The 24,286-nt window shown below is 71.4% G+C and carries 26 protein-coding genes and 5 pseudogenes; 17 read left to right on the top strand and 14 right to left on the bottom strand.

Annotation, left to right across the window (positions count from 1 at the left end):
- Positions 1-2 precede the first annotated feature (2 nt).
- On the top strand, positions 3-1,127 hold the full coding sequence (locus AQJ91_RS43875) for a CapA family protein (protein WP_067034383.1): 1,125 nt from the start codon (positions 3-5) through the stop codon (positions 1,125-1,127).
- Entirely contained in the window at positions 1,124-1,732 is a 609-nt protein-coding gene (locus AQJ91_RS43870) for an MBL fold metallo-hydrolase (protein WP_067034380.1), read from the top strand. The genes AQJ91_RS43875 and AQJ91_RS43870 overlap by 4 nt, the downstream gene beginning before the upstream one ends.
- A 94-nt stretch (positions 1,733-1,826) precedes the next feature.
- On the opposite strand, the gene AQJ91_RS43865 is transcribed toward AQJ91_RS43870, so the two are convergent.
- Complete coding sequence (locus tag AQJ91_RS43865) at positions 1,827-2,288, bottom strand: TIGR03668 family PPOX class F420-dependent oxidoreductase (RefSeq protein WP_067034377.1); 462 nt, start codon at positions 2,286-2,288, stop codon at positions 1,827-1,829.
- Positions 2,289-2,400: 112 nt separating this feature from the next.
- Between AQJ91_RS43865 and AQJ91_RS43860 the strand changes: the two genes are divergently transcribed.
- Positions 2,401-2,649, top strand: coding sequence for a hypothetical protein (locus AQJ91_RS43860; protein ID WP_067034374.1), 249 nt, complete (start codon positions 2,401-2,403; stop codon positions 2,647-2,649).
- A 19-nt stretch (positions 2,650-2,668) separates the two neighbouring features.
- Positions 2,669-3,124: an archease gene (locus AQJ91_RS43855; RefSeq protein WP_067034372.1), complete on the top strand. Its 456-nt coding sequence runs from the start codon at positions 2,669-2,671 to the stop codon at positions 3,122-3,124.
- A 50-nt stretch (positions 3,125-3,174) separates the two neighbouring features.
- Here AQJ91_RS43855 and AQJ91_RS43850 read toward each other — a convergent pair whose 3' ends face one another.
- Positions 3,175-4,599, bottom strand: a complete 1,425-nt coding sequence (locus AQJ91_RS43850; RefSeq protein ID WP_324618056.1) for an RtcB family protein — start codon at positions 4,597-4,599, stop codon at positions 3,175-3,177.
- Positions 4,600-4,642: 43 nt separating this feature from the next.
- Complete coding sequence (locus AQJ91_RS43845; RefSeq protein ID WP_067034369.1) at positions 4,643-5,095, bottom strand: YbhB/YbcL family Raf kinase inhibitor-like protein; 453 nt, start codon at positions 5,093-5,095, stop codon at positions 4,643-4,645.
- A gap of 258 nt (positions 5,096-5,353) precedes the next feature.
- Between AQJ91_RS43845 and AQJ91_RS43840 the strand changes: the two genes are divergently transcribed.
- Positions 5,354-5,908: a leucyl/phenylalanyl-tRNA--protein transferase gene (locus AQJ91_RS43840; protein WP_067034366.1), complete on the top strand. Its 555-nt coding sequence runs from the start codon at positions 5,354-5,356 to the stop codon at positions 5,906-5,908.
- Between the two features lie 22 nt (positions 5,909-5,930).
- On the opposite strand, the pseudogene AQJ91_RS43835 reads toward AQJ91_RS43840, so the two are convergent.
- The 3 genes and pseudogenes from AQJ91_RS43835 to AQJ91_RS43825 form a co-directional block, all read right to left on the bottom strand.
- Positions 5,931-6,625, bottom strand: a pseudogene (locus tag AQJ91_RS43835) (FadR/GntR family transcriptional regulator).
- Between the two features lie 83 nt (positions 6,626-6,708).
- The gene (locus tag AQJ91_RS43830; protein WP_067034363.1) at positions 6,709-7,752 is read right to left on the bottom strand and encodes an ABC transporter permease; all 1,044 of its coding nucleotides are present in this window, start codon (positions 7,750-7,752) and stop codon (positions 6,709-6,711) included.
- Between the two features lie 2 nt (positions 7,753-7,754).
- Positions 7,755-8,783, bottom strand: a pseudogene (locus tag AQJ91_RS43825) (ATP-binding cassette domain-containing protein); the annotation flags it as partial.
- Between AQJ91_RS43825 and AQJ91_RS43820 the strand changes: the two are divergent.
- From AQJ91_RS43820 to AQJ91_RS43810, 3 genes and pseudogenes are all read left to right on the top strand, one after another.
- Positions 8,745-9,617: pseudogene (locus AQJ91_RS43820) on the top strand (fumarylacetoacetate hydrolase family protein). The pseudogenes AQJ91_RS43825 and AQJ91_RS43820 sit on opposite strands and share 39 nt — an antisense overlap.
- Before the next feature lie 11 nt (positions 9,618-9,628).
- Positions 9,629-10,966 (top strand): L-fuconate dehydratase, encoded by a 1,338-nt coding sequence (locus AQJ91_RS43815; RefSeq protein WP_067034359.1) that lies wholly within the window; start codon positions 9,629-9,631, stop codon positions 10,964-10,966.
- Positions 10,963-11,727 (top strand): SDR family NAD(P)-dependent oxidoreductase, encoded by a 765-nt coding sequence (locus AQJ91_RS43810; RefSeq protein WP_067034355.1) that lies wholly within the window; start codon positions 10,963-10,965, stop codon positions 11,725-11,727. Before AQJ91_RS43815 ends, AQJ91_RS43810 begins: the two co-directional genes overlap by 4 nt.
- A gap of 211 nt (positions 11,728-11,938) precedes the next feature.
- On the opposite strand, the gene AQJ91_RS43805 is transcribed toward AQJ91_RS43810, so the two are convergent.
- Positions 11,939-13,270, bottom strand: a complete 1,332-nt coding sequence (locus AQJ91_RS43805; protein ID WP_234383399.1) for an erythromycin esterase family protein — start codon at positions 13,268-13,270, stop codon at positions 11,939-11,941.
- A gap of 234 nt (positions 13,271-13,504) precedes the next feature.
- Here AQJ91_RS43805 and AQJ91_RS54930 point away from each other — a divergent pair, with 234 nt between their 5' ends.
- Complete coding sequence (locus tag AQJ91_RS54930) at positions 13,505-13,771, top strand: CBS domain-containing protein (protein WP_067034352.1); 267 nt, start codon at positions 13,505-13,507, stop codon at positions 13,769-13,771.
- 452 nt (positions 13,772-14,223) lie between these two features.
- Here AQJ91_RS54930 and AQJ91_RS54925 read toward each other — a convergent pair whose 3' ends face one another.
- From AQJ91_RS54925 to AQJ91_RS43790, 3 genes are all read right to left on the bottom strand, one after another.
- Positions 14,224-14,463: a hypothetical protein gene (locus AQJ91_RS54925; protein WP_067034349.1), complete on the bottom strand. Its 240-nt coding sequence runs from the start codon at positions 14,461-14,463 to the stop codon at positions 14,224-14,226.
- 189 nt (positions 14,464-14,652) lie between these two features.
- Positions 14,653-14,787 carry a hypothetical protein gene (locus AQJ91_RS57615; protein WP_267891310.1) on the bottom strand — a complete coding sequence of 45 codons (135 nt, stop codon included), beginning with the start codon at positions 14,785-14,787 and terminating at the stop codon, positions 14,653-14,655.
- Positions 14,788-15,295: 508 nt separating this feature from the next.
- Positions 15,296-15,868, bottom strand: coding sequence for a YceI family protein (locus AQJ91_RS43790; protein ID WP_067034346.1), 573 nt, complete (start codon positions 15,866-15,868; stop codon positions 15,296-15,298).
- Positions 15,869-16,323: 455 nt separating this feature from the next.
- Here AQJ91_RS43790 and AQJ91_RS43785 point away from each other — a divergent pair, with 455 nt between their 5' ends.
- The gene (locus tag AQJ91_RS43785; protein ID WP_067034343.1) at positions 16,324-16,557 is read left to right on the top strand and encodes a hypothetical protein; all 234 of its coding nucleotides are present in this window, start codon (positions 16,324-16,326) and stop codon (positions 16,555-16,557) included.
- A gap of 346 nt (positions 16,558-16,903) precedes the next feature.
- Here the strand turns inward: AQJ91_RS43785 and AQJ91_RS54920 are convergent, their stop codons facing one another.
- Positions 16,904-17,236: a hypothetical protein gene (locus AQJ91_RS54920; RefSeq protein WP_067034340.1), complete on the bottom strand. Its 333-nt coding sequence runs from the start codon at positions 17,234-17,236 to the stop codon at positions 16,904-16,906.
- A gap of 259 nt (positions 17,237-17,495) precedes the next feature.
- Here AQJ91_RS54920 and AQJ91_RS43775 point away from each other — a divergent pair, with 259 nt between their 5' ends.
- Genes AQJ91_RS43775 through AQJ91_RS53065 form a run of 4 tightly spaced genes read left to right on the top strand, consistent with a single transcriptional unit; the run spans position 17,496 to position 20,700 of the window.
- Positions 17,496-17,693, top strand: a complete 198-nt coding sequence (locus AQJ91_RS43775) for a hypothetical protein (RefSeq protein WP_067034337.1) — start codon at positions 17,496-17,498, stop codon at positions 17,691-17,693.
- Positions 17,690-18,175: a MauE/DoxX family redox-associated membrane protein gene (locus tag AQJ91_RS43770; protein ID WP_067034334.1), complete on the top strand. Its 486-nt coding sequence runs from the start codon at positions 17,690-17,692 to the stop codon at positions 18,173-18,175. The genes AQJ91_RS43775 and AQJ91_RS43770 overlap by 4 nt, the downstream gene beginning before the upstream one ends.
- The gene (locus AQJ91_RS43765) at positions 18,175-19,581 is read left to right on the top strand and encodes a radical SAM domain-containing protein (RefSeq protein WP_067034331.1); all 1,407 of its coding nucleotides are present in this window, start codon (positions 18,175-18,177) and stop codon (positions 19,579-19,581) included. The genes AQJ91_RS43770 and AQJ91_RS43765 overlap by 1 nt, the downstream gene beginning before the upstream one ends.
- Before the next feature lie 30 nt (positions 19,582-19,611).
- Positions 19,612-20,700 carry an MTAP family purine nucleoside phosphorylase gene (locus tag AQJ91_RS53065; protein ID WP_107122703.1) on the top strand — a complete coding sequence of 363 codons (1,089 nt, stop codon included), beginning with the start codon at positions 19,612-19,614 and terminating at the stop codon, positions 20,698-20,700.
- 56 nt (positions 20,701-20,756) lie between these two features.
- Here the strand turns inward: AQJ91_RS53065 and AQJ91_RS56940 are convergent.
- Positions 20,757-20,810, bottom strand: a pseudogene (locus tag AQJ91_RS56940) (anti-sigma factor family protein); the annotation flags it as partial.
- A gap of 287 nt (positions 20,811-21,097) precedes the next feature.
- Between AQJ91_RS56940 and AQJ91_RS43755 the strand changes: the two are divergent.
- The 3 genes from AQJ91_RS43755 to AQJ91_RS58615 all read left to right on the top strand — a co-directional run bounded on the left by AQJ91_RS43755 (position 21,098) and on the right by AQJ91_RS58615 (position 23,078).
- The gene (locus AQJ91_RS43755; protein ID WP_067034329.1) at positions 21,098-21,664 is read left to right on the top strand and encodes a redoxin family protein; all 567 of its coding nucleotides are present in this window, start codon (positions 21,098-21,100) and stop codon (positions 21,662-21,664) included.
- Positions 21,661-22,602, top strand: coding sequence for a cytochrome c biogenesis CcdA family protein (locus AQJ91_RS43750; protein ID WP_079085657.1), 942 nt, complete (start codon positions 21,661-21,663; stop codon positions 22,600-22,602). Before AQJ91_RS43755 ends, AQJ91_RS43750 begins: the two co-directional genes overlap by 4 nt.
- A 218-nt stretch (positions 22,603-22,820) precedes the next feature.
- On the top strand, positions 22,821-23,078 hold the full coding sequence (locus tag AQJ91_RS58615) for a VTT domain-containing protein (protein WP_407697046.1): 258 nt from the start codon (positions 22,821-22,823) through the stop codon (positions 23,076-23,078).
- Here AQJ91_RS58615 and AQJ91_RS43745 read toward each other — a convergent pair.
- The gene (locus AQJ91_RS43745) at positions 22,976-23,758 is read right to left on the bottom strand and encodes a hypothetical protein (protein WP_159054802.1); all 783 of its coding nucleotides are present in this window, start codon (positions 23,756-23,758) and stop codon (positions 22,976-22,978) included. The two genes, AQJ91_RS58615 and AQJ91_RS43745, sit on opposite strands and share 103 nt — an antisense overlap.
- Positions 23,755-24,114 (bottom strand): annotated as a pseudogene (locus tag AQJ91_RS43740) (DUF3179 domain-containing (seleno)protein); the annotation flags it as partial. The gene AQJ91_RS43745 and the pseudogene AQJ91_RS43740, both read right to left, overlap by 4 nt.
- Between the last annotated feature and the right edge of the window lie 172 nt (positions 24,115-24,286).

Below are 24,286 nucleotides of genomic sequence, written 5' to 3'. Positions count from 1 at the left end.
GTATGACCGGCGGCACAGTGACGCTGTTCCTGTGCGGCGATGTGATGCTGGGCCGCGGTGTCGACCAGATCCTGGCGCGGCCGGGTGATCCGGCACTGCGGGAGGACTACGTCACGGACGCCCGGTCCTATGTGCGCATGGCGGAGTCGGCCGGCGGCCCGATCCCGGCGCCGGTCGACCCGTCGTGGCCGTGGGGCGACGCGCTGCGGCTGCTGGAGGCGAGCGCGCCGGACGTCCGGATCGTCAACCTGGAGACGGCGGTCACGAGCAGTGACGCGTTCGCGCCGGGCAAGGCGGTCCACTACCGCATGCACCCGGCCAACCTGCCCGCCCTCACGGTGGCCCGGCCCGACGTCTGCGTCCTGGCCAACAACCACGTCCTGGACTTCGGCCGCGCGGGCCTGACGGAGACGCTCGACACACTGCACCGTGCGGGCCTGCGGACGGCGGGGGCGGGACGGAACGCCGCCGAGGCGTACGAGCCCGTGGCCGTCCCCGTCCGCACCGGCGGCCGCGTTCTCGTCTTCGCCCTCGGCGCGACTTCCAGCGGCGTCCCGTCCGGCTGGGCGGCGACCGCGGACCTGCCCGGCGTCGCCCATCTGCCCGAGCTGTCGCCCGGCACGGCCGCCGCGGTGGTGCGGGACGTACAGCGGGTGAAACGGGCGGGCGACATCGCCGTCGTGTCCGTGCACTGGGGTTCCAACTGGGGGTATCTCGTGCCCCGGGATCAGCGTCACTTCGCGCACGCCCTGGTGGACGGCGGCGTCGACGTCGTCCACGGGCACTCCTCGCACCATCCCCGGCGCGTCGAGGTGTACCGGGACCGGCTGATCCTGCACGGCTGCGGCGACTTCATCGACGACTACGAGGGCATCGGCGGCTACGAGGAGTACCGCGACGACCTACGCCTCGCCCACCTCGTCACGCTGGCGGCGGACACGGGCGCCCTGACCCGCCTGCGCATGGTGCCGCTGCGCGCCCGGCGGATGCGGCTGGGGCCCGCCCCGTCCGAGGACGCCGCCTGGCTGCACGCCACCCTCGACCGGGTCAGCCCCGGCGTCCGTCTCACCCTGGAGCCGGACGGCGAGCTCACGCTGGTGCCGCCCACGGCGGGAGCCGGCCGGTGAAGCGTCGGCTGCGGCTGACGCTGCTCGGCGTCGGGGCGATGAACTCCCCCCGGTTCGCACCGGCCGGCCTGCTGCTGCGGTACGCCGGACACCGCGCGGTCTTCGACGGCGGCCCCGGCGCCGAACCGCCGGCCGGGCCGCTGGACGCCTGGCTGGTCACCGACGAGCAGGCCGAACTGCGGTCCGCGCTGCGCCGGAGCGCGGCGGAGCGGGGCGTGGCGATCCGCGCCGGTGACCTGGACCTGGGCGGGGCGCGGGTGCGCTGCCACCCCGTCGTCCACACCTCGCATCCCGCGTACGGCTATCGCATCGAGGCCCGTGACGTGGCCGCGGTGTGGGCGCCGGAGTTCTGGGAGTTCCCGGCGTGGGCCGCGGGGGCGGACCTGATGTTCGCCGAGGCCGCCGCCTGGAACCGGCCGATACGGTTCCGGGGCGGCGTGGGAGGCCACGCCGATGTGCACGCCGTCGCCGAGGACGCCGTACGGCACGGGGTGCGGCGGCTGGTCTACGCCCACATCGGGCGGCCCAGCATCCGGGCGATCGACGCCGGCCTGAAGCCGCCGGCGGGTGAATGGGGCGTCGAGGGCCGCACTTACGTCGTGTGAGCGTCGGCGACCCGTCGACCCGAGGCCGATGACGCCGACGGTTCCGGACCCTCGTCATCCCCTTCGTCGCCGCCCTCACCATGGGCGGCCCGCGTCACCAGGCCCGGTCGTCCTCCGCGACGGCCCGCCAGCCGTTCCACCGCCGCACGGTCACCACGATCACCGGTCCGTCCGGCGGCTGTTCCCGGTACTGGGGGTACTTCTGCCCGAGGAGCCCGATCGCGGCCGCGTACTCGTCCCGCGCGTCTGCCCCGGGCACGTCGGGCGGCACGGTCCGGGCGTCGCCGTCGGCCCGTACCCACCACAGGCGGTCCCAGTCCTCGTCGTACTGGTCGACGATCAGGCTGACCGCCGGGTGTACGGCGATGTTGTCGAGCCGCCGCAGTCTCCCGGACCGTTTCGGCTTCCGGTCGACGGCGGTGACGATCCCGTCGCCGTGCCGGGCGAACACGACCGGCACCAGATGCGGGCGTCCCCCGGTACCGACCGTCGCCAGCCGCGCGACCCGTGCCGCCCCGAACCGCCTGCGCGCCTCGTCCTGCCCCATGTCCGGCACCGCCGGCTCCCTCCTCCGAAGGCGGGCCCCCTGTGCCGGCCCGCCGCCGTATGGCCTGGCCCGTCCCGGGTACCCGTAGGGGCGCAGCACTTCTCCCGAGGAGGTGACCCGGATGCTGTTCGTCGGACTGGTCCTCCTCGCGGCCGTCGGCGCCTTCACCGGGCTGGCCATCGCCGACAATCTCTCCGGCGGCCCCGAGTACACGGTGTCGGTGCTCGATCGCGAGATCGCCACCATGGACACGCTCGCCGTGTTCAGCGCCGGCCTCGCGCTGGCTCTCATCTTCTGCCTGGGCCTGGCCATGGCCGCCCGCGGCGCCGGACACGGTCGGCACCGCAGGCCGCCGAAGGCCGTGGTCTGAACGGGCCGGGTGGTGCGGCATGGTCGGCGACACGGACGACGAGATCGAGGCACGGCGGCACGGCGACAACGGCCACCGCGCGGTGCCGCACACGGCCGACGTCCGGATCGAGGCGTGGGGCGTGAGCCGGGAGAGCTGTCTGGTCGAGGCGGCGCTGGGGCTGGTGGAGTCCTTCGCGGACCTCACTGCGGTGCGGGCCACCGCCGTGGAACGTATCCGGCTGACCGAGCACGCCGACGACGACCTGCTGACGGCGCTGCTCGACGAGGTCGTCTTCCGCCTCGAAGTGGACGGCCGGGTGACCGTCGACCTGGAGGCGGACACGGTCGACGACGGCATCGAGGTCCGGCTGGCCCTGGCCGGGCTGACGGACGTGGAGATCACCGGTGCCGTGCCGAAGGGCGTGTCCTGGCACGGGCTGCACATCGGGCCGGATCCGTACGGGTGGTCGTGCGCGGTGACCGTGGACGTGTGAGCCGTGGAGGTGACCGTGGACGTGTGACCTGCGGGACGGCGGCCCCGTCCTCAGCCCTTCACCACACCCAACGGCACCAGCCGGGCGACCCTGCGGCACAGCCCCGCGCCCTCGCTCGCCGCCACCACCTCGCCCACGTCCTTGTACGCCTCCGGGGTCTCCTCCGCCAGGCCGCGCAGCGAACGCGGGCGCACCGCGATGCCCTCCGACTCCAGCCTGGCCCGCAGGTCCCTCCCGGTGACGGTACGGGCGGCCTGGTGACGGCTGAGCAGCCGCCCCGCGCCGTGGCAGGTGGAGTGGAAGGCGTCGCCGCCGGGCACGCCGGTCAGAACGTACGAGGCCGTGCCCATCGTGCCGGGGATCAGCACGGGCTGGCCCGCCTCGCGCAGATCGTCGGGCAGGTCGGGATGGCCGGGCGGGAAGGCCCGGGTGGCGCCCTTGCGGTGGACGCACAGGGTGCGCCGCGCCCCGGCCACGGTATGGGTCTCGATCTTGGCGAGGTTGTGGGACACGTCGTACACCAGGGACAGCCGGGCGCCCGCGGCACCGCGGAAGACCCCGCGGGCCGCGTCGGACAGCAGCTGGCGGTTGGCGCGGCCGTAGTTGGCCGCGGCGGCCATCGCGCCGAGATAGGCCCGGCCCTCGGGCGAGTCGACCGGGGTGCAGGCCAGTTGCCGGTCGGGGACGGTGATGTCGTAGCGGGACATGGCGCGGTCCATGGCCTTGACGTGATCGGTGCAGATCTGGTGGCCGAGACCGCGTGAACCGCAGTGGATCATCACGCACACCTGGCCGAGGGCGAGCCCGAACGCGGCGGCGGCCCGCTCGTCGTGCACCTCGTCGACGTACTGCACCTCGAGGAAGTGGTTGGCGGACCCCAGGCTGCCCACCTGGCCGAGCCCTCGCTGCCGTGCCCGTACGCTCACCTCGCCGACATCGGCGTCGGCGACCGCGCCGCCGTCCTCGCACCGCCGCAGGTCGCGCTCCTCGCCGTGGCCCTCCTCGACCGCGTACCGGGAGCCGCCGCGCAGGATCCGCTCCAGCTGTCCCGGTCCGGTCAGGTGCCAGACCCCGCCGGGCCCCGCGCCGCGCGGGATCGCCCGGTCCAGGCCGTCCATGACGGCGGACAGCGCGGACCGGAACGAGTGCCGGTCGGTGTCGGCGGCCAGCAGCCGGACCCCGCAGGAGATGTCGAAGCCGACCCCGCCGGGCGAGACGACGCCGCCCTCGTCGACGTCGGTCGCGGCGACGCCGCCGATGGGGAAGCCGTAGCCCCAGTGGATGTCCGGCATGGCGTACGACGCGCCGACGATGCCGGGCAGCGTGGCCACGTTGGCGACCTGTTCCAGCGACTTCTCGGCGTCCGGCAGCAGGGCCCGGGACGCGAACACCACCCCGGGCACCCGCATCGCGCCGTGCGGGTCGATACGGAAGCGGTAGTCGGCTTCCTGGACGAGTTCCATCACGGTTCCCATGGCAGGCCGATCTCCTCACCCGGACCACAGCGTGGACGGTCGGTCAGCGCCGGTACAGCCCTACGAGGCTGGCGTCGGCGAGTTCCCGTTTCTCGACCTCCTGGTGGACCTGGTCGGCGCGGGGCGCGTCGGGGAGAACGCACGGTTCCGACAGGGCGTAGAGCCGGAAGACGTAGTGGTGCGCCTCGTCGCCCGGGGGCGGATGCGGTCCGCCCCAGCCCCGTTCACCGAAGCCGTTGACCAACTCGGTGCCGCCGGACGGGACCTGCCCCGCCTCGACGCCGTCGCTGTGGGGGTCGATGCCTACCACGATCCAGTGTGCGAAGGTGCCCGACGGCGCGTCGGGGTCCTCGCACAGCAGCACCAGTTCGGCCGCGTCGTCCGGCGCGCCGCTCCAGGTCAGCGGGGGCGAGACGTTCTCACCCTCGTATGCGTACCGGCGCGTGATGAACGAATGATCATTGAATGCGCTACTGCTGAGTCGGATGTCGGTCATGTGCCCGGGGTACCCCGACCCGGGCGGGACATGCGGGGGGCCTGGTACGCCTGGTCCCAGTGGACCTGGGGCACCGGCACCAACCTGCTGTGGACGTCCACCGGGGCCTGACGCAGGTCGGGACTACAGGATTCCCGGCCGACCGACCTCACTGCGCGCCGGCGCGGGTCAGGCGTGGCAGGGCGAGGGAGACCGTCGAGGCGGCGAGCAGGGCCGCCGCGTGGGCGAGGAATCGGCCGATCCCTACGCCGTGTCCTGGTGGTCGCCGACCCCAGGCCGGTGCTGCCCGTCGCGGCCACGCACCTCAGCCGGAGCCTCGCCCGGCGGTTGCGCAACCGGCTGGCCTGGTCGACCAGTCTGGACCGGCGTTTCGAGCAGGTCGTCCGCGAATTCCGCGCCGGCCGCGTGCCCCTGTGGCTCACCGACGAACTGATCGCAAGCCTGGTCCGCCTGCACGATCCGGGCCACGCGCACAGCGTCGAGGTGTGGGAGGGCGGCGAGGACGGCGATCTGATCGGCGGCGTCTTCGGCCTCCAGGTCGGCTCGGTCTTCAGCATGGACTCGATGTTCTTCCACCGTCCCGGTGCCTCGAAGGTCGCGGTGACCGACCTCGCGGCACGCTTCGCCCAGGCCGGCGGCGTACTGCTCGACGCGCAGCGGGACAGCCCGCACGTCCGCGACCTGGGCGCCGTTCTCGCACCGCGAGAGCAGTACGTACGGCACCTCCGCCACACCGCGCACGACACCCTCCCGATGCCCACCGCCACCTTGCCCGCCCGCCGCCTCGCCGAACCGACGGGATCGCGCCAGTGAGCTGGTTCGGGCGACGAGCTGTTCAGCCGCTGTCCAGCGTTCCCCGGTTGTGGGCCGTGGCCGTTGGGTGCCCCGCCAGCCACTGCTCGACGGCGGAGATGTGCACCGTGGCGGCGGAGGCGCGACTGGAGCGCGCGGAGGATTTCCTCGTGGTCCCGGTGAGCCTGCCCCAGGGCGAACCGGGTACGGCTGCCGCGGACGATGCGCACGCGCTGGGTGCGGGTGGACAGCACGCGCAACAGCATGGACAGCACCGGGTTGCCGACGGCTTCGACGATGCGCAGGTGGAACGCGATGTCGTGGGCGACGAACTCCTCGACGGTGGCTGCGGAGCGGCACTGGTCGAGGATGCCGCGCAGCGCACGGAGGTCCTCCGGCTTGAGCAGGGCGGCGGCCAGTCCCGTGGCCTGCGGTTCGAGCAGTCTGCGCACCTGGAGCAGTTGGAGGGCTGTGTCGCCCTGGGAGACGTCGGCGGCGAAGGACAGCGTCTCGAGCAGGAGTTGGGGTTCGAGACTGGACACATAGGTGCCGTCACCCTGCCGGGCGACCAGGATCCCGCATCGCGGTCAGCGCCCGGACCGCCTCGCGCAGCGAATTGCGGGACAGGCCGAGCTGTCCGGCGAGGACCTCCTCCTTCGGCAGCCTCGAGCCGGGGGCCAGTTGGCCGTCCAGGATCATCGCCTTGATCTTGTCTATGGCCTCGTCCGTCAGCGCCATCAGTGAGCCTCTCCGTGCCGGTCGGGTGGGGGGCTCCGCCCGGAACCCGTGAGATCCGGGCGGAGCCGCGGCGCGGGGGCCTCCTACTCCTGCTTCTCGCCCGAGGCGAACCGGGAGATGATCAGCGCGACGATGATGATCGCGCCGTTGAGGAACTGGTTCCACAGCGGCGGCACACCCGCCAGGGTCATGACGTTGACGACGAGCTGGAGGGTCAGCACACCGGTGAGGGCACCGAGCACCGACCCCCGGCCGCCGTTGAGGCTGACGCCCCCGATGACCGTCGCGGCGAAGACCTGGAAGATCCAGCCGCTGCCCTGGGTCGCGGAGACGGAGCCGTAGTGCCCGCTGTAGAGGATGCCGGCGAACGCGGCGAGCAGGCTGCCGAGGATGAGGACACCCCAGACGATCCGGTCCACCCGGATGCCGGCCGTGCGGGCGGCCTCCGCGTTGCCTCCGATCGCGTACAGCGCCCGGCCGTGCCGCAGCCAGGCCAGCGCGCTGCCGCCGAGGGCGAAGAGCATCACACAGATCCAGATGGCCGCCGGCACGCCCAGCCAGGATGCCTTGCCCAGGTAGGTGAACGACGAGGGCAGATCCACGATGGACTGCCCCTCGGAGAGGGCGACCTGCAGCCCGCGCAGCATGGTCAGCCCGCCGAGGGTGACGATGAATCCGTTGAGGCGCAGCTTGAGGATGAGGAAGCCGTTGACGGCGCCGATCAGCACGCCGACCAGCAGACAGAGCGGGACCGCCATCCACTCGGGGAAGAGCCCGAGGCCCGTGAACCGCCCGCCGCTGCTGGGCAGGACCAGCCAGACGGCGATGACGGGGGCCACACCGATGGTGGACTCCAGCGACAGGTCCATCCGGCCGACGATGAGGATCAGCGCCGTGGCCAGCACGAGCAGGCTCAGCTCCGTGGACTGCTGGGCCACGCCGATGAGGTTGTCGGCGGTGAGGAAGGCCGGCGAGACGATGAAACCGATCACGCCGAGCGCCAGGATGGCCGGTACCAGGGACAGGTCACGGAAACGGCCGAGGTCGAGCCCGCGCCGGACGGGGTCCGCGGCGGGCGGCGCCGCCACGCTCGCTGCGGGGTCGGTGACTTCTGTGGTTGCGGACATGACTACCTTCCGTGCGCTTGGGGCTGCTCGGGCTGCTCTGTCTGCCCGGGATCGGATACGGCGGTGTGCTCGACGCCGGATGCGGTGGCCGGTCCGCCGACGCCCTCCATGGCGGCGACCACGTGCTCGTCCTTCCACCCGCGGTCGAACCGGGCGACCACGCGGCCGTGGAACATCACGACGACCCGGTCGCACACCTTGAGGTCGTCCAGTTCGTCGGAGACGATCAGGGCGGCCTTCCCGGCGTCGGCGACCTGACTGATCCTGCCGAGCAGGAATTCCTTGGACTTGACGTCCACCCCGTTCGTGGGGCGGATGGCCACCAGGACGTGGGGGTCGGTGGCCAGGGCGCGGGCGACGACGACCTTCTGCTGATTTCCGCCGGAGAGGGCGGAGACCGGGGTGGCCGCTCCCGGGGTCTTGATGTCGAGATCCCGGATCATGCGCTGGGCGAACGTCCTGGTGCGGGCGGGCAGTACGGTGCCGAACGGGCCGAGTTGGTCGGTCACGGTCAGCGTCGCGTTCTCCGCCACGCTGCGGTTGCCGACCAGGCCCTGCAGATGACGGTCCTCGGGCACCAGACCCACCCCGGCGGCGAGGGCTGCCGGCACACTGCCGGGGCGCAGCTTGCGGCCGTCGACGCGGATCGTGCCGCTGTCGGAGCGGTGCAGACCGGCGATCGCCTCCCCCAGCCGGACGTTGCCGCTGGCCGTGGCACCCGCGAGCCCGACCACCTCGCCCGCGTGGACCGACAGCGACAGCTCCTCGCACGCGCCCGGCAGCGTCAGACCCTCGATCCTCAGCAGTTCCCTGGAGTCGGTCCGCGCGGACGCGGAGCCGCCCGCGGCGGACGTCGCGGCGGCGGTGGCCGACTCTCCGGTCATGGCCTCCACCAGTGCCCGGTGGCCCAGATCGGCGACGGGCGCGGTGAGGATGTGGGCGGCGTCACGGTAGACGGTGACCGTGGTGCAGAGGTCGTAGACCTCCTGCAGATGGTGGGAGATGAAGAGGAAGGCGACGCCCTGCGCCTGGGCGCCCCCGGCGAGGAGAAGCCGGCCGTCCGCACCGAGGACGGGCTGCTGCTGGACGCGTCCTCCGTCACCGCCGACATCGATGGCGCGTTTCTGGGCTCCGGAGGCCTCGACCGGCTGCGCGCCGCCGTCGGGGCGGGCACGCTGCCCGAACTCGACGCCGAGGGCGTCCGGATCGGCGCGCCCGTCGCCCGTCCCGGCAAGGTCATCTGCGTCGGTCTGAACTACCGCGACCACGCCGCCGAGACCGGGGCCGCCATCCCCCCACGTCCCGTGGTCTTCATGAAGGACCCCGGCACGGTGGTCGGCCCCTACGACGAGGTGCTCATCCCGCGCGGTTCGGTGAAGACCGACTGGGAGGTGGAACTCGCCGTCGTCATCGGCCGCCGGGCCCGCTATCTCGGCGGTCCCGAGGAAGCCGCCGACGTGATCGCCGGCTACGCGGTCAGCCATGACGTCTCGGAACGCGAGTTCCAGCTCGAGTACTCGTCCCAGTGAGACCTCGGCAAGTCCTGCGAGACCTTCAATCCGCTCGGCCCGTGGCTCGTCACCGCGGACGAGGTGGGCGAACCACAGAACCTCGACCTGCACCTGAGCGTGAACGGCGTGAAGCGGCAGCAGGGCCACACCCAGGACATGATCTTCCCGGTCGACCACATCGTGTCGTACCTGAGCCAGTACCTGGTCCTGGAACCGGGTGACGTGATCAACACCGGGACACCCGCGGGCGTGGCCCTCGGACTTCCCGGCACCCCGTACCTGCGCCCCGGTGACACGGTCGAACTTTCCATCGACGGGCTCGGCGGCCAGCGCCAGACCTTCGCCCAAGCCTGAAAGGCAGCCTCGTGACTGCAACCGCACCCCGGATCACCGCTGTCGACACCTATGACATCCGGTTTCCCACCTCACGGGAGCTGGACGGCTCCGACGCGATGAACCCGGACCCCGACTACTCCGCCGCCTATGTGGTGCTGCGTACCGACGCGGGCGACGGGCTCGAAGGCCACGGCTTCACCTTCACCATCGGGCGCGGCAACGACGTACAGGTCGCCGCGATCAACGCCCTGCGCCCCCATCTGCTGGGCCGCGGCGTCGAGGAACTGTGCACCGACCCCGGCCTGGTGAACCGGGATCTGATCGGTGACAGCCAGCTGCGCTGGCTCGGCCCCGAGAAGGGCGTGATGCACATGGCGATCGGCGCCGTGGTCAACGCCGTGTGGGACCTGGCCGCCAAGCGGCGGGGCAAGCCGCTGTGGCAGCTGCTCGCCCACGCCGAACCGGAGTGGCTGGTCTCCCAGGTCGACTTCCGTTACATCGCCGACGCCCTCACCCCCGAAGAGGCCCTCGGCCTGCTCCGCGCCCGCCGGGAAGGTCTGGCGGACCGCGAGGCCGTCCTGCTCGAGCGCGGCTACCCCGGCTACACCACGTCTCCGGGCTGGCTCGGCTACTCCGACGAGAAGCTCACCCGGCTGGCCAGGCAGGCCGTCGCCGACGGCTTCACCCAGATCAAACTCAAGGTCGGCGCCGACCTGGAGGACGACGTCCGCCGGCTGCGCACCGCCCGCGCCGCCGTCGGCGACGGCATCCGCATCGCCATCGACGCCAACCAGCGCTGGAACGTCGGCGAGGCCATCGAGTGGACCAACGCACTCGCCGCCTTCGACCCGTACTGGATCGAGGAACCCACCAGCCCCGACGACGTCCTCGGCCATGCCAGCGTGCGCAAGGGTGTCGCGCCCGTGAAGGTCGCCACCGGCGAACACGTGCAGAACCGGATCGTCTTCAAGCAACTGCTGCAGGCCGACGCCATCGACGTGCTGCAGATCGACGCCGCCCGGGTCGGGGGCGTCAACGAGAACCTGGCGATCCTGCTGCTCGCAGCCAAGTTCGGGGTGCCGGTGTGCCCGCACGCCGGCGGGGTCGGACTGTGCGAACTCGTCCAGCACCTGTCGATGTTCGACTACCTCGCCCTGTCCGGCACCACAGCGGACCGCGTCATCGAGTACGTCGACCACCTCCACGAGCACTTCGAGGCGCCCGTGGTGATGCGCGACGGCCACTACACCGCGCCGCTCGCCCCCGGCTTCTCCGCGACGATGCACCCCGAGTCCATCGCCGAATACCGCTATCCGGACGGCGCGTTCTGGGCCGCCGACCTCGCCGGGACGGAGCAGGCCGCATGACCGGCCTGTCAGGCCTCAGGGCCCTCGTCACCGGTGGCGCGTCCGGCATCGGGCTGGCCACGGCCCGGACGTTGTCCGTGCAGGGCGCCCGGGTCGCCGTACTCGACCTCGACCCGTCGGCGGTCCGCCCGCCGCTGCTCGGCCTCACGGCCGACGTCGCGGACGACGCCTCGGTACGGACCGCGGTGGAGACGGCCGCCGCGGAACTCGCCGGTGTCGACATCCTCGTCAACAACGCCGGCATCGGCGCCGCGGGCACCGTCGAGGACAACCCCGACGAGCAGTGGCACCGGGTCCTGGACGTCAACGTCCTCGGTATCGTCCGTACCACCCGTGCCGCCCTGCCGTATCTGCGGCGCTCCACGAGCGCGGCGATCGTCAACACCTGCTCCATCGCCGCCACCGCCGGTCTGCCGCAGCGCGCCCTGTACTCCGCCAGCAAGGGCGCCGTGCTGTCACTGACCCTGGCGATGGCCGCCGACCACGTCCGCGAGGGCATCCGCGTCAACTGCGTCAACCCCGGCACCGCCGACACCCCCTGGGTCTCCCGGCTGCTGGACGCCGCCGACGACCCCGAGGCGGAGCGCGCCGCCCTGGGCGCCCGTCAGCCCATGGGCCGTCTGGTCACCGCCGACGAGGTCGCCGCGGCCGTCGCCTACCTCGCGAGCCCCGCCGCCGCCTCCGTCACCGGCACCGCCCTCGCCGTCGACGGCGGCATGCAGGGACTGCGGTTGCGTCCACTGCGCCGAGGATCCGGGTGACGCGGACAGCCCGCGTCGGCGGGCGCCGCGGTCGGTCAGGAGCCGCAGCAGTCGCCCGCCCCACTCGGCATTCGGCGATCTCGCAGAGCCCGTCTCCGGGCTGCTCAGCGGCTGCTTCGGTCGGCTGAGCCGCGCAGCTGCCGTCACTCCGGCAACGCTTCCGGAGTCTGCCCCGGACGGCCCAGCGACTCCACCCCAACCGCACTGAACGTCACACGCCCACGGGCCAGGTCTGCTCCTCCAGGCTCTCCGCAGCCAAGGGCTGCAGCGAGGTGAGGGCATGGGTGCGGTCGAGATAGCAGAAGGCGTCGTAGCGTTGAGCGAGGACGGTGGGGACGTAGTTGCTCATGCGTTCGTACTGCGGCCGGTAGACCACGCCGATGGCGCGGTGACCGCGCTCCTGGTGGAACCATTCGCCCAGGCCGGTGGTCGGCGGCCGCTGCAACTGCACGTGGGGGAAGATGAACAGGGCCCGCTCAGCCGGAAGCGCCCGGTGGAGCAGGTCTTCCATGCTTCCGGTGTGCGCGGGCGGCACATCCGTGATCCGGGGCACGTCGCCCCACTCCTCCGCGGCGACGACGGTGCCGGAGTGCGAGCCGAAGCCGACGAGCACGACGCCCTTGCCCATGTGGCGTTCGCGCACCAGCTGGCCGATGTTGACCTCGCCGATGTCAGCCATGTCCGTGGCGCGGGCGTCTCCGATGTGGGTGTTGTGCGCCCACACCACCGCCTTGGCGTCCGGACCGTGGTGTTTCATCAGCCGGTCCAGGGTGTCGGCCATGTGATGGTCGCGGATGTTCCAGGACTCGGGCCCGCTGTAGAGCATGGCCCGGTAGTAGCGTTCAGCGCCGGCCAGTACTTCCGCGTTCTGCCGTGCGGCGAACTCGGCGAGCGAGCCGTCGGCCACCGCGGGCCGTGCCGCCCGCTGCCGCAGCTCGGTGAGCAGGGACACCACCTGCGGCTGACAGTCCTCCGGGGTGAAGCGGGTGGCCGGCGCATAGGCCTGGGGGTCCTCGGCATACGGCTCGAGACAGCGGTACGCCTCCAAGGCGTGCTCCACGTGGTCGGGGTCGTGCTCCCGCAGATGGGCGAGCACCGCGTGCAGCGACTCCCACAGGCCGTAGACGTCGAGCCCGAAGAAGCCGACGCGCCGCCCTGGCGGCAGCTGCTCGTTGTGCCGACGCAGCCACCGGGCGAAGTCCGCCACGTCGGTGTTGCCCCACATCCAGGTCGGCCAGCGCCGGAAGCCCGCCAGCACCTCGCCGGGGTCCTCGGGCGCGCCCGGCGCGGCGACCACCGCGCTGTGCACGGCCAGGCAGTCCGGCCAGTCCCCCTCCACCGCGACAAAGGAGAAGCCCATCTCTTTGATGAGCCGGCGCGTCAGTACGTCACGGACCTGGTAGTAGTCGGCGGTGCCGTGGGACGCCTCACCGAGCAGCACGTAACGGGCGTCGCCGATTCGTTCAAGCAGCGGGTCCAGCGACGTCTGATCGGTCAGGGGTAGCGCCTCGTCCCGGATGCGGCGCAGCTCGGTGTCGGGCACGGCCTGCTTCCCTTCCCACAGAATCCAGTACCGGGTCCCCGCGGTGCCGCGCCTGAAACGGATGCGCGAGGAGGGAAGAGCGCAGGGTATGGACGAATCCTGGCCAGGCTGCTCATGCAGCCGGTCGATCGGCGCCGCCGAGGCCGCTGCGCGCGCCACCCTGGAGGACATGGCCGAGCGCACCCCGCCTACCTGCCGGACAACCGGGCCGCCCAGCTGCCGCAAACGCCGGTCTTGAGCGTCCAACGCCAGGTCTACGACTACGTTCCGGGGAAGGCCGACTGGCTGGCAGCCGGATGGCTCGCGGAGGGACGGTCCGCCGCGGCGCTGTCGGCGGGGGCCGTGGCGCAGCGCGAGGTGCTCACCTGCCGGGCCGACCAGCCGGTCGACGAGATACTGGCACGGATGCGCGATGGGGGGCGGGCGGTGTGCCTCGTGGTGGACGACGACACTGCCATGGGAGGACCCATGCCTGGAACGCCTCCACATGCGCCCGGCTGACCTCGGCCGGATCCCCGGCCGCCATCAGATAGTCCGACCGAGGTCCTCGACAGACCCGCGGTCATCTTCGGGTTGGCGTTGGTGATGTAGAGCTGGACTGCGGCCAAGGGGCCCAAGGGGAGGCCGCTGCCGCTTCGCCAACGGTCACTGCCGGGCCGGCGGAAAGGCGCGAGGTCGAGGCGGTCTTCCGTGAGCAGGCCGTGCCATACCGCCGCCGGCAGCCCACCAGGCCGTCCGGCGTCCAGGCTTCGCAGGTCGTGCACGCCGCGCGCCAGGGCAAGCAGGCGAAGATCCAGGTCCCGGTCTTCGGTGCCGTAGGTCTGGCGGCGGGTCTGCCCTCGGCAAGACCCAGACCTTCGGGAAATACGGATCGTGGACGCCTTGGCCGCGACCGGGCAGCTGAGCATCACGCGCCTCGGGCTCGGGACTGTGTTCCGGCTCCTCCGGGCCGATCACGCTTCCGGGCCGATCACGCTTCCGGGCAGATCACGGGCGCCTGCGATGAGGACGCCCAGCCACCCCTTGGCCAGCCGCCTCTCGATGGTGTCCAGAGGCAGCACTTCCGCTCCCCCGCTCGCCGAGAAGACAAGGTAAAGCTCGTCGGCACCGGGCCCAAGCGTGCGCAGCGCACGGATGTGATCGAGGGTGACAGGGCGCCGGTCGAAGACCGGGGTGTCATCGGAGATGCCCACGGACCAGGTGAGGACCCAGGGCTGGATGGGGATCGGGCCCTCACGAGGGATCGCGCACCCGCGGGATCAAGAACGTGATGCTGTGCCCAACGAGCATGCATGGGCATGGGTCATGCGACCGAACGATGACGAACGGCGAAGTCAAGTCAGTCGCACGGTGTCGTGGCGACCACCGACGGAGCCGCCGGTTCAGTCCGATGCGGGCTGTTCGGAGTCGTCGCCCTGCGGCGGGGGTGTTGGAGGCAGAGGAAACAGCCGGTCCTCGTACGCCTCCATGGCGATCAGGAGCAACAGCATCCCCACTGGCACAAGCAAGGCAGCCACAACCACACGGTGCCTCCCGCAGTCGCCGGGATCGAGCCTTTGCTCAGCGTCCGTCCAAACGGCGCACAGTGCACGGCGGGAAGATGCTGTCCCGAGGCTCTGGGGCATGGGAGGCGGGCGATAGCGGGTGGCTCGGCTCACAGGGGCGCATGGGCCGTTCGGGTGGCTGCGGGAAATCGGGAGGACGAGCCCGACAAGTTCGACCCGCCGGCCCCCTACGCACCGGCGCAGGACTCCCCGGCGCCCACCCCACCGCCCTGTACCCGTCCGCGTCCCCCTCCAGGCCGCACCGGGCGGCCGGGACATCCTCCGCACCGAACCACCGGGCATCGGCCTTTCCACCCCTGAGACCGGCTCCGCGTGGGCCCAAGCCCGAAGCGGACCCCGCGCGAAGCCGCGTCTTCAGGAGAGCCGGGAGAGGCAGGGCGTCGCGAACCGCCGCCCCGGTGGGGCTTGATGCCGACCGGGTGCCGGATGCCCTGCGCGAGCGGGAAGTTGGTGTGGGCGACTACTCAGGCCGGTTCACCGGTTCGAGCCTGGCCACCTCGAACTCCACCCGGACCTCGTCGGCCAGTCGCAACGCGCCCAGGAACGCGGTGTAGGGCTTGATTCCCCAGGTGGACTGTGTGATGGTCGCCCAGCCGCGCAAGAGTCCGTCGCCATTCCCCTTGCCGTGCACCGTCGCCGGGTGAGTCCGGCCCTTGATCGTGAGGTCCCCGGTGATCTCGAAGGAGTTCGGTGTTCCCGTGATGCGGGTGGAGCGGAAGGTGATCGTGGGGTGCTCTGCGGTGTGCAGTAGGAGCTTGTCTCCCAACGTCCGTTTGATCTCGGCACGGTCGGCGTCGGTGAGCGCTTTCAGCCCGCCCGTTCCCTCCCGGACTTCCAGCGAGCCCGCCTCGACCACCACATTCACCGACGACCTGTCCGGGTCACCGGCAACCACCACTGCCTCCCCGGACCACCGGGTGGCCTCGATCATGAGGTCGTGTCCCGCCCTGCGACCCAGCCCGGCACGGCCGGTCCTGATCAGGAGGCGGGCGGCCGACGGCCCGAGCCGGTACGTTCCGTCTGTCAGCGTCACAGCGCCGAGGGTAGGGGGCGGTGAGGACTGGGGCATCGAAACGGCCCCGTCGGCGTGTCCCCGATCCATACGGACCAGGCCGCCGTGTCCCTTCAGGCCCCCGCCGGAAGTGGGCCGACCAACTCTCCGTGTTGCACGGGGGATTGGGGAGGTAAGGGCCTGACCGCCCCTCTCCGATCCGGTGGCCACTCGCGTGACACCGTCCTGTGTGACAACGCAGTCGGCTACTCCCCTTTCGCCACCAACGACGCATCGCTGTCCGGGCGCAAACCACCGACCTACAAGCGGCAGCAAGGAGAGCGCCGGCGAGAAACCACTGCAGTCTGGCGTTCGCACCCGCACCTCGCGCCCCAGGTCCCATTGACATCCTCACCTTCGAGGACTAGGACAAAACCTGTAAAGCATATGAAAGTGTGCATTCTCTGACTTGTGCGCGGCGAGAAGGAGGTGAACACATGAGCGACACCGAACAGGCACCTCAGGAACCCGAGGAGACCCCGACCGAGGGCGAGCAGCCGGCGGCCGAAGCGGCGGAGACCACGGAAGGCACGGAGGCGGAAGCTCCCGCGACCGGTGAGACCGCGGAAGCCGAGGCGACCCCGGCCGAAGGCGAACAGCCCCCAGCCGAAACGGAGAAGGAGGAGGCAGAGGCGCCAAAGGCCGAGGGCGAAGAGTCGTCCGAGGGCTAGTGAAGGTGGCCGTACCCTGCCGAGGTGATCGCCATCAGGCGATCGACGGATGGTGTCCTTATTCAAGAGGCCGGGGGAGAACACGCCGACTCCGGCGTTCTCCTCCGACCGACCTGTTTTCGTCAGCCCGCGCCGCTGGCGCTGCCCCCGCAAGCTGAAGACCCGCTTCTCATCTCACATGGCCTCGCGGTCCGCGAATGACCGACGCGCATACGTCAGGAGTGTGGTGACGGCCATGGTCCGGGCCCAGTGCGGACCACCTCGGCGGCCAGGCTGGTCCGTGTCCAGCGCCATGTGCGAGAACGGCCGCCGTCGCCGGACTGGTGCCTGTGGTGGCCGGTGATCGTCAGGCGGTCGCCCTCCACGCCGAGCGCCTCCAATCGCCGGTGGCCGCCTCCTGGCGGCCTGCGAGACCGAACGAGATGGCCGTTGACACAGCGAGGAGCGGGGCACTGATCGCGTCGGTTGGAGGCGACAACACACCGCAGCCGTAGAAGCGGTCCAGGACCTCCTCGTGCACCCGGCCCAGCGCGGCGGCGATGTGCGGGGGCGGAGCCGCGTCCGTGCAGCACGCCGAGGTCTTCAGGCCCGCGGAGGACGCGAGGACCCTGCCGTAGTACTCCTTCACTGACTCCTTGACCAGGGATTCACCGGTGGGTGCGGCTGTGTCGAGTGCCATCTCTCTCCATGATTCGTCGGGCGGTCCGCCGGGGGCCAGGGTGCGGCCTGCCGGGAACCCGCCAGGCCGCCGCGTTCATTCCCCCGGTCGCTGTCTCCGCAGGACACGCCGCGCCGACGCCGTTCGAGACCGCTACGGCCCTCGTCGCGAATAGGCGTACCCGAACGGAAGGGAACCACCACCTGAGCGGGTTCCCCCCGCGTACCGCTGGTGCGACAGGAGTGCGGGTGCGTACGGAAAGGACGAGTGAGGCGGTTCGATGAGCACGAACGACCTAGTGGTGGAACGGGACCGGCTGGGCTGGACGCCGTCGCAGGACGCGAGGACCGTGCACGCGTATCCGACGTACGCGGACGGGCCCTGGCACGCCGCCCTGCTGGACGTCTACGACCGGCTGGCCCGCAACAAGGGGATCATCGGCGGCCTGATGGGCCTGCGCAGGAGGGTGCGGCGGTGATCCTCCGTCTCGTCCTCGGGGCGCTGTTCATCGCCATGGCCGTGGGCCAGCTCGTGTCCTTCGACGCGATGCCCGCCATCCTCGACGCCTACCGGCTGACCGCCGGCGCGGGCTCGGCCGTCCTCGCCGTGACGCTGATCGCCGGTGAGGCGGTCGCCGGGGTGTGGTTCCTGGCCCGTCCCCGCTCCACGGTGCGTACGCCGGTATGGATCTACACCACCGTCAGCGCGGTGTGGGCGGTGCTGGCCGTGCAGGCGTACGCGCGCGGGCTCGCCATCGACAACTGTGGCTGCTTCGGCCGGTACGCGACACAGCCGTTGCGCTGGTGGGTGCTGGCCGAAGACGCGCTGATGCTGCTGTACGCCTGGCTGCTGCTGCGCGGGAGCAGGAGCAGCCGCGCCCTCGCGCCCACCGGACCCCACATACCCACGTCGGCCATCCCGGTCGGCCGCACGGCACCAAGAGAGCAGGAACAGAACTGATGGGATTCGCGGCGAGACTGCGTGCCCTGGAGCGCGCCACCCGCCCCTACGACCCGGAATTCACCGAGGCGATGCAACGCCGCTGGGCCGAACTCCCGGACGGGGTCAAAACCCCGGCACAGATCATCGGACAGCACGGCGTGGGCTGCGAGGGCACCCACGGCGTCTTCCCCAAGTGCAACCTGAAGTGCACCCCCTGCTACCACTCCCACGACGCCAACGCCGTCCGCGTCGACGGCCCCCACACCCGCGAGCAGGTCGCCACCCAGATGGAACTGCTGCGCAAGCTACGCGGTCCCCGCGCCCACACGCAGCTGATCGGCGGCGAGGTGAGCCTGCTGCCGCCCGACGACCACGCCGCCACCCTCAAGATCATGCGTGACCACGGCCGCGAGCCGATGAGCTTCACCCACGGTGACTTCGACTACGACTACCTCACCCGGCTCGCCCTCGGCCCGAACGGGCAGAAACGCTTCGACCGGCTCTCCTTCGCCGCGCACTTCGACAAGTTCATGTACGGCCGGCGCGGCATCGAGCGCCCGCCCACCGAGAAGGCGCTGGGCCCCTACCGGCAGCGGTTCGCGGCCATGTTCCGCAAACTCAAGCGGGCCCACGGGGTGCGGTTCTTCCTTGCCCACAACATGACCGTCACCCCCGGCAACCTGGACGAGATCGCCGACGTCATCCGCGACAACCACGCCGCCGGATACGGCATGTTCTCCTTCCAGCCCGCCGCGTTCGTCGGCGACGAACGGCGCTGGAAGGAGCAGTACCGTGCGGCCACCCCGGACACGGTGTGGACCGAGATCGAGCGCGGCGCCGGAACCCGCCTCGATTACAACGTCTTCCACAACGGCGATGTGCGCTGCAACCGCACCGCCTACGGCTTCTACGTCGGCCGCCGCTGGTTCCCGTTCCTCGACGGCGACGACCCACGCGACATCGCCGTACGGGATGCCTTCTTCCGCCACCTCGGCAAGGTCAATTTCACCGGCACCCCACCCGCCTTGCTGACCGCCAAGGTGCTGCGCGTCGTCGCCCGCCACCCGCACACGGTCGGCATCGCACTGGGCTGGCTGGCCCGTACCGTGCGCCGGGTCGGTACCGGCCGCCTGCTACGACACATCTTCCGCGTGCGGCCAATGACGTTCGTGATGCACATGTTCATGGACGCCGAAGACGTCGCCCCGGCCTGGGAACTGATGCAGCGCGGCGAGACCAGCGACGACCCCCGTGTGCGCGAAACGCAGGAGCGCCTGGCCGCCTGCCAGTACTCCATGGCCCACCCCGAGGACGGCACCCTGGTCCCGGCCTGCGTCCAGCACTCGGTCCTCGACCCGGTGGAGAACGCCGAGCTGCGCAAGCTGCTGCCGATCGTCGAAGTCCGCACGTCGGCAAGGAAGTAATCGGCAAGGAAGCAAAGGAGAGGAGTCCGGATGCGCATCGGCGTCATCACCGGCTCAGGCAGCTACGACTGGCCCCATCTCGAAGGGGCGACGGGGCGCTCCGTCACCACGGCGCACGGCGAGGCCCAGGTCACCGAGGGACGGCTCAAGGGGACGGACATCGTCCAGCTGTCCCGACACGGCGCGGGCCACCGCCGTCTGTCGAACCAGATCGAGCACAAGGCCAACCTGGCCGCGCTGCGCGCGCTCGACGTCGACGCCGTGGTCTCACTCACCGTGTGCGGGGCGGTCGACCCGGCGGTCGCGCCCGGCTCGCTGGTCGTCTTCGACGACCTGTACTTCCCCTCCAACCGGCTGCCCGACGGCTCTCCCTGCACCTGGTACGACACCCCGGGTCAGCCGGGCCGAGGCCACTGGATCTTCGACCGGCCGTTCAGCGAACCCCTCCGGCAGGCGCTGATCAGCGCCGCTGGGCAACTGGGAGTACCGGTCCTGCCGTACGGCGTGTACGGGCATGTGGACGGGCCGCGGTTCAACACCCGCAGCGAGATCGCCGCCCTGCGCGCCGCCGGAGTGAGTGCCGTCAGCCAGACCGCCGGCCCGGAGGCGGTACTGGCCGGGGAGGCCGAACTGCCCCTGGCCCTGGTCGGGTTCGTCACCGACTTCGCCAACGGTGTGGCCCCCGAACCGGAGCCGGTCGAGGCGCTGCACGCTGTCACCGTTCGGGAACGCTCACTCGGGAACCGGACCGTCCACCCCGTGCGCCTGGACAGTCGACAACCCCCGCTCACCGCCGACAGGTGCCGTCGACGCCCAGTGAGGGGGCTTTCCACACGCTGGAAACCCAGGGACGGCGCCTCCACATTCCCTTTGACCCCTCTGGAACGGGCACGAGCCGACGCAGGGCGGCGGCCGTCCCAGCCGTGTCGGCCGCCGCCCTGTCGATGCCGCTCACCGCCACGCTTGTCCCTCCCGCGCCCACACCACACCGAGCCCCACTCCCCCTCCTCCCCGTCCCCACCGTTGTGCGGCAGTCCCTCGGCGAACCCGCGCGGCCGCTCGACCGCGTCCGCGTCCGGTGCTGACCGGCGAGTGAGCGAACCCTTGATCTCCCGGTAGGTTTCGAGTTCCAGTCCGCAGCGGCGGCAGTCCTCCAGATGCGCTGTCACCCGGCGGGCGGTGACCTCGTCCGTCTCCCCGTCGAGGTACCCCTGTAGGACCCGGGCCACCTTGCAAGCAGTTCATCCAGCCCGGCCGCCGCCGGCCGGACGCGGATGCGCCTGCGTGCCCTGCGCAGCACGCGCCTGATCTGCCCCGACACCTACGGCAGAGTAGTGACAACGGGCAGGCACATCGAGGCGTGGACGGCGTCGTTGTCTGTTGAGCGTACGGACAGGGCCACCGCGGAACGTCGCGTTCCCTGCCGAATGAGGGAAGCCCCAGGCCCGATACCGGGTTTCCGTCGTGCCGTACACCTTCGCCATTCGCTCTTCACGCCTTCCCCCGGAGGAACTCGATGCGCCTTCTTCGTTTCCGGACGACCGCCGCCGCCCTGACGGCTGTGGTCCTCGCCGCACTCACGGCGGGCTGTGGTACCGCAGAGACCACTGAGAGCACTGGGAGCACCGGCTCGAAGACCTCCGAGGCGGGCGCGGGCAGCACGGCGGCGAAGGTGCCGACGCAGCTGAGGTTCAGCGCGAAGACGGTGGACGGCAAGGCGTTCGAGGGCTCCTCGCTGGCGGGCAAGGACGCGGTGCTGTGGTTCTGGGCCCCCTGGTGCACCGTGTGCCGGGGTGAGGCGCCGACCGTCGCCAAGGTCGCCGAGAAGTGGAGCGACAAGGTCACCTTCGTAGGGGTGCCGGGTCGTGGCGAGACCGCGGACATGAAGCAGTTCATCTCCGACACCGGGCTCGACGGCATGCCGCACGCGGTCGACGCCGACGGCTCGCTGTGGGCCGGCTTCGGCGTGCCCGCCCAGCCCGCGGTCGCGTTCGTCAACGACGACGGAAAGGTCAAGGTCGGTCTGGGGCCGGTCACCAGCGCCCAGTTCGACGCCGAACTCGAGCGGCTGACCCAGCAGTGAACGGCATTCCCTACGCCCTCGCGCTCACCGCCGGCATGCTGGCCGCGGTCAACCCGTGCGGCTTCGCGCTCCTGCCCGCCTACCTGACGATATTCGTCTCCGGTGGTGAACCGGGCGGTGAACATGCCGGCAAGCGAGGCGCGGTGACCCGGGCTTTGATCGCGACGGCGGCCATGACCGGCGGCTTCGCGGCGGTCTTCGGGACCTTCGCGCTCGTGGTCTCCCCGCTCGCCCTGTCCGTCGAGCGGTGGCTGCCCTGGGCGACCGTCGTCATCGGCCTGGTCCTGCTCGCCCTGGGCACCTGGCTGCTGACAGGCCGTGAAGTGCAGGTGCGGCTGCCCAAGGTGCACACGACCAGCCGCCCGGCCGACTCGGCTCTGTCCATGGGCCTGTACGGCATCTCGTACGCCGTCGCCTCCCTGTCCTGCACCATCGGCCCCTTCCTCGCCCTGACCACCACGGCCTTCCGGGGCGGCAGCGTGCCGGCCGTGGTCGGCGTCTTCCTCGCCTACGCCGCCGGGATGGGCGCCGTCGTCGGCGTGCTGACCCTCGCCGTCGCCCTCTCCCGGCAGGCCGCCGTGGCCCGCATCCGCGCCGTCCTGCCGTATGTCACGCGCATCTCGGGAGCACTGCTGCTGATCGCGGGGGCGTACGTGGCGTACTACGGCTGGTACGAGATCCGGCTGCTGCACGGAGGCACGGCGGACGACCCCGTGATCACCACCGCCACCCACTGGCAGGGCACCGTGACCCGGTGGCTGAACGACCTCGGCCCGGCCCCCATCCTGACAACCCTCGCCGTGCTCATGGCCCTCGGATGGACGGCCCGGACCCTGTGGAGCCGCCGAACCGCCCCGGAACGGGAGCCCTCCAAGGCGGACCATCACCGTCCGCCCGTCGATGGTGCTCCGAGCAAGGCGCACGACGGAACTGTGTGACACGAAGATCCACTGCGGCGCCCGTACCCGCGTGAGCCTCGGGGGTACGGGCGCCGTCGTACGTGCTCGCCCACTGGCCGCGACGACACTCGCGCCCGGAGCCTGTGCCGACCACGTTCGCCGGGGCGCTGTTCGGTGGGTGACCGGTACAGCCACGGTGCTGTCGTTCGGGCCTGGCCCGATGGGTCGGCCATGGGCGGCCGGCACGGCTGGATGTGATGGCGTCCGCGCGGGGCTTCATGGCTGTACTGCTCCTCAGACTGGTCCCGCTGTTCCCGTCCGCGCCGGTCGATTGTGCGGCCGGGGCCACCGGGATCCGGCTGGTGCCGTACGTCACGACCACGGCGATCGGGATCGTCCCCGCCACCGTCGCCTACGTCGGTCTGGGCGGAACGCTCGACGATCCGTCGTCACCCGGCTGCGGCCGCGAGCTTCGCGGAGGGGAAGTCGAAGTGGGTGGCACTTGGGGCATCTGAGCAAACCGACCATGTTTCAGTGCATCTTCCTCGGCCCCGTTCGGCGCCGCCGGGCGGTCGAGCTTCCTGGCGCCCCACACAACGGAGACGGTCAGCAGTATCAAGCTGAGGGGATAGAACACCGGGCGCAGGGGCACCACGAACGGCAGGACCGCGGCGGCGGTGCCGGTGCCCAGGGCCAGCAGGAAGGCCGGTACACAGCAGGCGAAGCCGAGCAGGAAGCCCGGCACCACGCTGAGCAGTCCGGTCAGGCCCCGCGCGCGTGGGGTGCGGCAGGCCGCCTCGTCGCGGGCGGCGAGCGCGACGGCGGTGTTGGCCGCCGCGAGCAGCGCCACGACCGCGCCGAGCAGCACGTTGACCGGGCTCAGGAACAGCGCCGCGTACGGGGCGCGCAGGACCAGCACCGGCTCGAAGAGATACGGGGCGCGCGTGTTCCAAAGCCGGTCCCACTCGGTCTGCGCGAACGGCATACCAGCCCAGCGGCCCGACGGCGAGAAGACGAGGTCGCCGATGGCCAAGAGGTACAGGAACAGCAGCGCGGCCGCCGCACCGAACGCGATCCACCGCCTCCGCTGTACGGACAGCGCCCGGCGGAGGCGGGAGGGGGTGGCCGCCACGGCGTGGGCGACCCGATCCCCCGCATCTCCCGCCCGGGACAGGGCGGCCACCACCCGGCTCATGGCAGGACCCGGGTGTCGGGGTAGAAGGCGTACCAGGCGAACCACATCGCGTCGAAGGCCTCGGCCGGGTCGCGATCGCTGTCGCGCGCCGACCGGGCGGTGCCGAGATTCCGGTCCCACCGGACGGTCACCGGCGCGCCGCCGAGCTCGGCTCGGACGGACCCTTCGCGTTCGATCCGCTCCTTGCTGATCGCGAGGCGATGTGGGCCCCGTCGTACGCCCACGACCACGTCCTTGTCCGCAAGCCGCCCCGACCGGTCGCGGGCGAGCACGGGGAAGATCGGGCCGCCTTCGACGTAGTAGCCGCTGCGGCGGGTGTAGGAGCCGTAGGGGTCGCTGGTGTAGTCACGCAGATGGCCGGTGTCGGTGCGGCTTCATCACGCCGACCACCGGTGCTCGTCCGCCGCGGCGAGGCCGTGGGCGAGTTCTCCGGACGGCACGAGCCCCAGCCGCAGGGCGTGTGTGACCGCCTGCGTGCGGCTGTGCACCCCAAGCTTGTCGAAGATGTGGCTGACGTACGTCTTCACC

It is taken from the genome of Streptomyces dysideae (assembly GCF_001514305.1).
Taxonomy (GTDB): Bacteria; Actinomycetota; Actinomycetes; order Streptomycetales; family Streptomycetaceae; genus Streptomyces; species Streptomyces dysideae.
The sequence above is the reverse complement of the archived record's forward strand: the minus strand, read 5'-3'. Positions and strand labels throughout refer to the sequence as shown.